Annotated in this window: 9 protein-coding genes; 5 read left to right on the top strand and 4 right to left on the bottom strand. The window is 66.4% G+C overall.

All coding sequences use genetic code 11. The annotated features are described in order from the left end of the window. Together AC1DT2_RS10785 and AC1DT2_RS10780 are read left to right on the top strand one after the other, a co-directional pair. A partial coding sequence (locus AC1DT2_RS10785; protein WP_477296191.1) for an OapA family protein occupies positions 1-1,317 on the top strand: 1,317 nt, incomplete at its 5' end. Between the two features lie 3 nt (positions 1,318-1,320). Then, entirely contained in the window at positions 1,321-2,436 is a 1,116-nt protein-coding gene (locus tag AC1DT2_RS10780; RefSeq protein WP_477296190.1) for an anhydro-N-acetylmuramic acid kinase, read from the top strand. A gap of 7 nt (positions 2,437-2,443) precedes the next feature. On the opposite strand, the gene AC1DT2_RS10775 is transcribed toward AC1DT2_RS10780, so the two are convergent. From AC1DT2_RS10775 to AC1DT2_RS10765, 3 genes are all read right to left on the bottom strand, one after another. Then, a complete protein-coding gene (locus AC1DT2_RS10775; protein ID WP_063574271.1) occupies positions 2,444-2,755 on the bottom strand; it encodes a hypothetical protein in 312 nt (103 codons plus the stop codon). A 72-nt stretch (positions 2,756-2,827) separates the two neighbouring features. Then, a complete protein-coding gene (locus AC1DT2_RS10770; protein WP_345777516.1) occupies positions 2,828-4,126 on the bottom strand; it encodes an AmpG family muropeptide MFS transporter in 1,299 nt (432 codons plus the stop codon). Then, positions 4,123-4,893, bottom strand: a complete 771-nt coding sequence (locus AC1DT2_RS10765; RefSeq protein WP_477296189.1) for an exodeoxyribonuclease III — start codon at positions 4,891-4,893, stop codon at positions 4,123-4,125. Before AC1DT2_RS10765 ends, AC1DT2_RS10770 begins: the two co-directional genes overlap by 4 nt. Positions 4,894-4,950: 57 nt before the next feature. Here AC1DT2_RS10765 and AC1DT2_RS10760 point away from each other — a divergent pair, with 57 nt between their 5' ends. From AC1DT2_RS10760 to AC1DT2_RS10750, 3 genes are all read left to right on the top strand, one after another. After that, positions 4,951-5,451, top strand: coding sequence for a GNAT family N-acetyltransferase (locus AC1DT2_RS10760; protein WP_477296188.1), 501 nt, complete (start codon positions 4,951-4,953; stop codon positions 5,449-5,451). A 13-nt stretch (positions 5,452-5,464) separates the two neighbouring features. Next, positions 5,465-6,112, top strand: coding sequence for an orotate phosphoribosyltransferase (gene pyrE / locus AC1DT2_RS10755; RefSeq protein WP_477296192.1), 648 nt, complete (start codon positions 5,465-5,467; stop codon positions 6,110-6,112). 99 nt (positions 6,113-6,211) lie between these two features. Continuing rightward, positions 6,212-6,862, top strand: coding sequence for a DUF4124 domain-containing protein (locus AC1DT2_RS10750; protein ID WP_477296187.1), 651 nt, complete (start codon positions 6,212-6,214; stop codon positions 6,860-6,862). Between the two features lie 8 nt (positions 6,863-6,870). Here AC1DT2_RS10750 and AC1DT2_RS10745 read toward each other — a convergent pair. Continuing rightward, the coding region (locus tag AC1DT2_RS10745; RefSeq protein WP_477296186.1) for a phosphomannomutase/phosphoglucomutase at positions 6,871-8,789 on the bottom strand (1,919 nt) is incomplete at its 5' end.

Below are 8,789 nucleotides of genomic sequence, written 5' to 3'. Positions count from 1 at the left end.
ATCCCGGCCTGGGCCGGTGCCATGAAGTCGTCCGTCGCCACGCTGCCTGCCGTACCGGCAAAGACGTCGATGGCGAGCCGTTCCTCGGCAGTCGCCACCGCGCTGGTCACCAGCGACCCTCTCGCCCACGCCATCGTGCCGCTCGCCCTGCCGAAGATGGACCCGGCCAGGATCAAGCCGGTCGTTCCCGTCGAAGAGTGGCAGACCGTGCAGGTGCACCCGGGCGAAACCCTTGCCGACATCTTCCTTGCCCAGGGCCTGTCGATGACCGACCTGCAGCACGTGATCGACGGCTCGGGTGGCACCAAGGTTTTCCACCAGATCAAGCCGGGCCAGGAATTCCAGTTCCTCGTCGGCAGCGACCACACGCTCAAGGGCGTGCGCTTCGACCAGGACGAGGCGAACATCGCCACCCTGCGCCTGGACGGCGCATCGCCGCAGCTCTCGACGAAGACCCGCGATGTGCAGCGCCGCGAGCACATCGCGCACGGCGCGATCGACAGCTCGCTGTTTGGTGCCGCCTCGAAGGCCGGCATGAGCAACGCGATGGTCCTCAAGCTGGCCGAGGTGTTCAAGTTCGACATCGACTTCGTGCAGGACCTGCGCGTCGGCGACAACTTCACCGTCATCTATGACGACGTCTACAGCGATGGTTCGTACCTGCGCGAAGGCGACATCGTCGCCGCCGAGTTCGTCAACCAGGGCAAGCGCTATACCGCGTATCGCTTCAAGAACACCGACGGCAAGTGGAGCTACTTCAGCGAAGAGGGCCGCCCGCTCACCGGCTCCTTCCTGCGCATCCCGGTCGACTTCACGCGCATCTCCTCGCAGTTCAGCGCCGGCCGCATGCACCCTATCCTCGGCACGATGCGCGCACACAAGGGCGTCGACTACGCCGCACCGACCGGTACCCCAATCCATGCGGCAGGCGATGGCGTGGTGAAGTTCCGCGGCTGGATGAACGGCTACGGCAACTTCGTGGTCATCCAGCACAACGCGACGATCAGCACCGCCTACGGCCACATGTCTCGCTTCGCCAACCTGCGTGTCGGCCAGCGCGTAAGCCAGGGCAACACCATCGGTTTCGTCGGCATGACCGGCCTGGCGACCGGCCCGCATCTGCACTACGAGTTCCGTGTCAACAATGTGCAGCGTGATCCGCAGACGGTGACGCTGCCCAAGCCGGAACCGCTGCCGGCGGCCCAGCTGGCGAAATTCAAGAAGGACGTGGTCGRCCCGCAGCTGGCCCGCCTCAACCAGGTCGACAACAACACGAAGCTCGCGCGCGCCGATACCGCTTCGCGCGGCGACGACTGATTCGTGCCGACCATGGACGGCCTTTACCTGGGCCTTATTTCCGGGACCAGTGCCGACGGCATCGACGCCGCCCTGGTCCGCTTCGAAGAGGGGCGCCCGTCCCTCGTGGCCGGCATCACGCACCCGTGGGACGCCACCCTGCGGCGACGCATTCTCGCCGTCGCGCAAGATGAAGACCGCCTCGCCCTGGACGACTACGGTCGTCTCGATGTCGCCGTTGCGCATGCTTTCACCGACGCGGCGCAGGCCGTTCTCGAACGAGCGAGGGTCTCCTCCACCGCAGTGAAGGCGATCGGCTCGCACGGACAGACCATTCGCCATCGACCTGACGGCCCTCTACCCTTCACGCTCCAGATCGGCGACCCCTCGGTGATCGCCGAACGTAGCGGCATCGACACGATCGCCGACTTCCGCCGCGCCGACGTGGCTGCCGGTGGCCAGGGCGCACCGCTGGTGCCCGCCTTCCACGCCACGGTGCTGCGGCCGGCGAACGGCGCGCGCGTGGTGCTAAACCTCGGTGGCATCGCCAATGTGACGCGACTTTCCGCCGCCGGCGAGGTGACCGGTTTCGATACGGGTCCGGCGAACGGACTCATGGATGCGTGGTGCATGCGTCACCGCGGCGAACCGTACGATCGCGACGGTCGGTTTGCCGCCTCCGGTGCCGTCGATGCGACCCTGCTCGCCGAGCTGCTGGACGATGCGTACTTCGTGTTGCCGCCTCCGAAGAGCACCGGCCGCGAACACTTTCACCTCGCCTGGCTGGATGCGCATCCACGAGTGGCCGACAACACGCCCGAAGACGTCCAGGCCACCCTGCTGGCGTTGAGCGCCGTGTCGATCGCCGACGCTATCGAACGCCATGCCGGGGATGCCAGCGACATCGTCGCCTGCGGTGGCGGTGTGCACAACGCGGCCCTGATGCGCGCGCTCACGGAGCGTCTGCCGGGACGCGAGATGGTGACGAGCTCGGCGTTCGGCATCGATCCGGATTTCATGGAAGCCATGGCCTTCGCCTGGCTGGCCTATCGCCGCATTCGCGGCGAGCCGGGCAATCTGGCAAGCGTCACGGGCGCACATGGCCCGCGCCTGCTGGGCGCGCTTTACGCGGCGCCCTGAGCCGGCGTCAGAACGATTCGTCGGACACGCTGGCCTGACGCTGGGCCGCATCCGCGAGTGACGAAGGCGATGCCTGGGCAAGCGCTGCCAGCGCTTCCTGGAAAGCAGCCTGCTCCTCGGCATCCCACGCACCGGTCAGGTGCGCGATGTCACCGGGCTGCAGCAACAGCTCGCTGAACACGTCGCCTGCACTGAGGCCGAGGCCATAGCGCAGCGCATGCAGGATCACTTCATTGATCGACCAGCGGCGTTCACGCGCGAGCGTCTTGATCCGCTCGGCCATCTGCTCGTCGATGTGTCGCACCACGATATCTGGCACGTGCGTTACCTCCTCGCGCATGCCCCCTGTGCGGCAGATCTTACACAGTTTCGGCAGYGCGTTGTGCTGGCCTTATGGCCTGTCCGTCGGGGTCGGCAACCGCCGCCAGAGCAGGGCCAGAACCAACAGGGTGGGCACGATCGATACCGTGCTTATGACGAACAGGGCGGGATAGCCGGAATCCTTGACGAGGAATCCGGACATCCCGCCGATCAGCTTGCCGGGCAGGTTGGCCAGCGAACTGAGCAGCGCGTACTGCGTGGCGGTGAAGCTGCGATTGACCAGGCCGGACATGAAGGCAACCAGGACCGGCCCCGCAAAACCTTGCGCGAAGTTGTCACCCGAAAGCGTCGCGACAAAGGCCCACGTCTGTCCGGGGTTCTGTGCCATCAAGAGGTACAGCATGTTCGACAGCGCAACGCCGAGGGCGGCGACCACCAGCAGGCGCCGCATCTCGAATCGGGTGACTGCCCAACCACCGAGCAAGGCGCCGGCGATACCGATGATCACCCCATAGACCTTCGAGACCTCCGCGATCTGCGTCTTGGTGAAGCCCGCATCGAGGTAGAACGGGTAGGCCATGACGCCAAGCATCTGGTCGGGCAGGCGGAACAGGGCCACGAACAGCAACAGTCCCAGCGCCAGCCCCAGGCCGTAACGCGAGAAGAAGTCGCGGAATGGGCCGATGAAGCCCTCCTGGACAGCGACGCGCAGCGGCAGGCGCTCCCGCACCCGGTGCTCAGGTTCACGCGCGATGAGCACGGTCACGATCGGCACGATCAACAGGAGGCAGATCGTCACATAGCCGCGCTGCCAACCCACCTGGTCGGCGATCAGCAGAATGCCGGCGCCACTGGCGATCAGACCAAAGCGGTAGCCGAGGGTGTACGTCGCCGCCAGCGCGCCTTGTGCTTCTGGCGGAGCGATTTCCACGCGGTACGCGTCGACCACGATGTCGATCGTCGCACCGGCAAAGGCCGCAAGGATCGTCGCGCCGACGAAGTTCGGTAGCGATGCCGTGGGAGGCATGAAGGCCATCAGCAACAGGCCCGCGGCGAGCAGAAGTAACGCGAACATCAGCCAGCCGCGACGCTGGCCAAGCCGGCAGAACAGCGGCAGCCGGAACTTGTCTACCAGGGGCGCCCAGAGGAACTTGAAGTTATAGCTGAAGGTGACGTAGCTCGCGAGGCCGATGGCGCCGTAGTCCACGCCCGATTCCTTCAGCCAGGCAGAGAGCGTATTGCCGACCAGCAGGAACGGCAGGCCCGACGCCAGGCCGAAGAACAACATGGTGACCGCGCCCGGCTGGGCAAACGCCGCGACCGCGCCGCGCAGGCCCTTGTAGCGGACCACCCCGGTCGATTCCGTCACTCGGCGTAGTCCACGATAAACGGGGCGTGGTCGGAGAAGCGTTCGTCGCGATAGACCGAACAGTCAAGCGCGCGGGCGCCCAGGCCCGGCGTCACGATCTGGTAGTCGATACGCCAACCCACGTTGTTGGCACGGGCCGCGCCACGGTTGGACCACCATGTGTATTCGACGGCGTCGGGCTTGATCGCGCGGAAGCTGTCCACCCAGCCGATCTCCTTGAACAGCAGATCGAGCCACGCGCGCTCTTCGGGGAGGCAGCCGGAGTTCTTCTGGTTGGAGGTCCAGTTCTTGATGTCGTTCTTCGTATGGACGATGTTCCAGTCGCCGCAGAGCACGTACTCGCGGCCGCTGGCGGCCCATTCGCGCAGGATGGGCGTGAGCCATTCCATGATGCGGAACTTGTACTGCTGGCGTTCGTCGCCGGACGAGCCCGACGGGATGTAGAACGAAACGACGCTGAGGTTGCCGAAGCGCGCCTCGATGTAGCGGCCCTCGCAGTCGAAATCCTCACGGCCCAGGGATACGCGTACCTCGTCGGGTTCGCGCTTGGAATAGATGGCGACGCCGCTGTAACCCTTCTTGCTGCGGGCATCGTGATAGAAGCAGTGGTGACCGTCCGGACGGAACATCGGATCCGTCAGCTGGGATTCCTGTGCCTTGGTTTCCTGCAGGCAGACGACATCGGCGTCCTGGGTGCGCAGCCATTCGAAGACGCCTTTGGTGGCGGCGGAACGGATACCGTTGGCGTTCAGCGAAATGATGCGCATGGGACCTTGGGGTGCGTTTGACGAATCCGCCCATCATACCGGGCCCATAATGGCGGCATGAATAGTGTCATTCGAGTCTTGCCCGTGGATGCCGACCTTCGAGCCGCGGTGCTCGCCCTGCGGGTGCAGGACGAACAATGGCCCTTCGTCGGCCACGTCGCGGATTCCCTGGCGGACGCGGCGGTGTGTCCCGGCAGCGAAGCGCTCGCCCTGGTCGTCGACGACGCCGTGGTGGGCTACGTGCGCATCGACCGGCGCGCGGCCGCCATGGGTGGCCATCCCCTGGCCGACGGTGCCGTCGCCCTGCGCAGCTTCATGATCGACGCCGGCCGCCAGGGTGAAGGCCTTGGCCGCCGCGCCCTGGACGCCATCCACGCCTACGTGGCCGGACGCCACCCCGATCGCGAACGGATCCTGTTGACGGTGAACGTCCGTAACGAAGCCGCTGTGCACGTCTATCGCCGCGCGGGCTATCGCGACAGTGGCGAGCTGTACCATGGCGGGCTGGCGGGGCCGCAGTTCGCGCTGTGGCGACCGCTGCATCCCTGGAACCCCTGAGAGAGATACCGACGTGCACGATTACCAGCGCGAATTCATCGAGCTCACCCTGGCCCGCGACGTTCTTCGCTTCGGCGAATTCACGCTCAAGTCGGGCCGCATCAGCCCGTACTTCTTCAACATGGGCCGGATCGACTCGGGCGCCGCGCTGGCCCGGCTCGGGCGCTCGTACGCCGAGGCGGCCACCCGTTCCGGCGTGCCGTTCGACATGCTGTTCGGCCCTGCCTACAAGGGCATTGCCCTGGCTGCCGCGACCGCTATCGCGCTGGCTGACACGCAGGACCGCGACCTGCCGTGGGCTTATAACCGCAAGGAAGCCAAGGCCCACGGGGAAGGCGGCACGCTCGTTGGCGCACCGCTCAGGGGTCGCGTGCTGATCGTGGACGATGTCATGACCGCGGGCACGGCCGTTCGCGAATCCCTCGAGCTGATCCGGGCGCAGGGCGCTGAACCGGCGGGGGTGCTCATTGCTCTGGACCGCCAGGAGCGGGGACAGGGCGACCTGTCGGCTGCCCAAGAGGTGGCGGCGCAATTCGGTATTCCGGTGATCGCCATCGCCACCCTGGCCGATGTCCTCACCTACGCGGGCGAAAAGGCCGAACTGGCCGCCGAACATGGTCGCCTGCTGGCCTATCGCGAGCAGTACGGCGTCAAGGCCTGAGCAAAACGGCGACTGCGTCACGCAGGGCCGGACCACCTGCCGACCCTGCATCGCCTGATGCCGCTCGCTGGCTATACTCCCCCGACAGGAGGGGACACCATGCGTGCAGTGCGTTACATCCTGGCGGGAGCGACGCTGTGCCTCGGCACGGCGGCATTCGGCGCCACTAACACAACCAACAACAACGGCTTCCGCTACAAGTGGAAGGACGCTTCAGGTCATTCCTACTTCAGCGACAGCCTGACGCAGGACGCGATGGCGGCCGGCTACGACGTGGTCAACGCGCAGGGCGTCACCGTGCGCCACGTGGATCGCCAGCTGACAGCCGACGAACGCGCGGCGGCGAAGAAGGTCGCCGATCAGCAGGCCGCCGCCCTTCTGGCCGAGCAGCAGCGCCAGCGTGACGACGCCCAGATGCTCACCGCCTACCCCAACGAAGCCTCGTTCATGTCGGCGAAGAATGCCGAAATCGAAAACTTCGAGCAGGCCGCACGCACCACCCGCATGAATCTGCAGGGGCAGGAGAAGGCACTGGCCGACCTCCTCACGCGAGCCGGTGACCTGGAACGCGCCAAGCAGCCGGTGCCGCCCTACCTCGGCCAGCGGATCACCGAGCAACGCAACACGGTGGCGTCGCTTCGCGTCACCCTCCAGCGCCAGCAGGCCTCCAAAGACGCCGCCAAGGTGAAGGTCGACGCCCAGCTGCAGCACTACCGCCAGCTGAAGGCCGCCGCTATCAACGGCGGCTGATCAGCCGGTCAGAACGGCAAGGCAAGCGTCCGGTCTACCGCCAGCAGACGCTGGCGGAACGCCTGTTTCACACGCTCGAGCGCCTTGGCGGTGTCCGCGTCGAAGCGGAACACCAGCGCCGGCGACGTGTTCGATGCGCGAACCAGGCCCCAGCCGTCGGGCCAGTCCACCCGGATACCGTCGATCGTCGTGACTCGCGCGTCTTCGAACGTGGCGGATGCGCGGAACGTTTCGATGAAACGGAAGGGCGCGCCCTCCTCCATCGGCAACCGCAGTTCCGGTGTGGAGACGCTGGTAGGCAGCCCTTCGAACAGGGCCGCGACGCTGCGCTCCTCGAGGTCACCGGCAACGATTTCGAGCAAGCGTGCGGCGGCATAGATGCCGTCGTCGAAGCCGTACCAACGATTGTTGTCAGCGAAGAAAAAGTGCCCGCTCATCTCACCGGCCAGGGCGGCGCCGGTTTCGCGCATCTTTGCCTTGATCAGCGAATGGCCCGTGCGCCACATGAGCGGCACACCGGCGGATTCCTGGATCACCCGGCGCAGGTGGCCCGTGCATTTCACGTCGAAGATCACCGTGGCGCCCGGGTTGCGCGCGAGCACGTCCTGGGCGAACAACATGAGCAAGCGGTCGGCGTTGATGATCTCGCCGCTGGCCGTGACCACGCCGACGCGATCGCCATCGCCATCGAACGCGATACCCAGATCCGCGCCGATGGTATGGACGGCGGCGATGAGATCGCCGAGGTTGCGCGGATCGGAAGGATCGGGGTGGTGGTTCGGGAACGTGCCGTCGACGTCGCAGTACAGGGGCACCACTTCGCAGCCGATTTCCTCGAGGACGCGGGGGGCGACGGCGCCAGCGACGCCATTGCCGGCATCGACCACGACCTTCAGGCGACGTTCGGCGGAGACATCGCCGGCGATCTTCGCCACGTAGGCATCGATGATCGATTGCTCGCGCCATGTGCCCAGGCCATCTTCCTCGAGGCGACCCTCCGCAATGCGGCGATGCAGGTCGGCAATCGCGCCCTCGGCAAGCGTCTCCCCGCCGACGACGATCTTGAAGCCATTGTGGTCGGGTGGATTGTGACTTCCCGTCACCGACACGGCGCAGCCGGTACCGAAGTGGAACGCGGCGAAGTAAGCCACGGGGGTCGGTACCGCACCAAGATCGATCACATCGATGCCGGCGGCCCGGAGGCCATCCATCAGCGCGCCAGCGAGCTCAGGGCCCGACAGGCGCCCGTCGCGACCCACGACGATTTCACGCAGGCCGCGCTCGTTCATCAGGCCGCCGATGGCCTGTCCAATGCGACGTGCGATATCGGCTGTGAGCTGGGTGCCGACGATGCCGCGAATGTCGTACGCGCGGAAGATGGCCGGGTCGAGCGCCACTGCGGACGCCCGCGCCACCGGTTTCGCCGAGGGCGCGGGCGTGTCGCCCCGACCCAGCGTCGGTGCCGGGGGCAGGCGCGGCTTGCGCTCCACGTCGGCGATGAGGACTTCCTCCGGTTCCGGCTCGGCCTGCGGCTGTGGCCGCTGCCGGGCCCAAAGCAGCAGGACGCCACCACCGATGCCGATGAGCGTCAGCAGGACAGCAAGCAGCTCGGAGTGCGGAATGACGATGAACGCCTTCGGCAACGCCGCATAGACATAGAGTGAGGTGCCCGGAACCTGCTGGGCATCCGGCGAGGTCTCACCCGAGGCGGAACCGACCGACTCGAGCATGAGACTGTCCCCGCCGTTGCCCTGGCGCAATTCGAGACGACCGCTGGACGGCGACGACGCCATGAATTTCTGGCGGATGTCGTCGAAGGGGTATTCGAGCCAGACCCAGGCGCGCACCGCGCCGTCGGCGTTTACGGGCTCGGCCACCGTCAGCCGGCGGTCGTTGCCGTGCACGGAGCTCGATGCGAGAGGCGCCC

It is taken from the genome of Luteibacter sp. P4_E6 (assembly GCF_056401535.1).
Note: the sequence above shows the minus strand (reverse complement) of the source record. Positions and strands in the feature narration are given on the sequence as shown.

Coding starts and splice junctions, on each gene's coding strand:
- AC1DT2_RS10760 (WP_477296188.1), top strand. CDS start 4,951: ATGAATAGTGTCATTCGAGTCTTGCCCGTGGATGCCGACCTTCGAGCC.
- AC1DT2_RS10750 (WP_477296187.1), top strand. CDS start 6,212: ATGCGTGCAGTGCGTTACATCCTGGCGGGAGCGACGCTGTGCCTCGGC.
- AC1DT2_RS10765 (WP_477296189.1), bottom strand. CDS start 4,893: ATGCGCATCATTTCGCTGAACGCCAACGGTATCCGTTCCGCCGCCACC.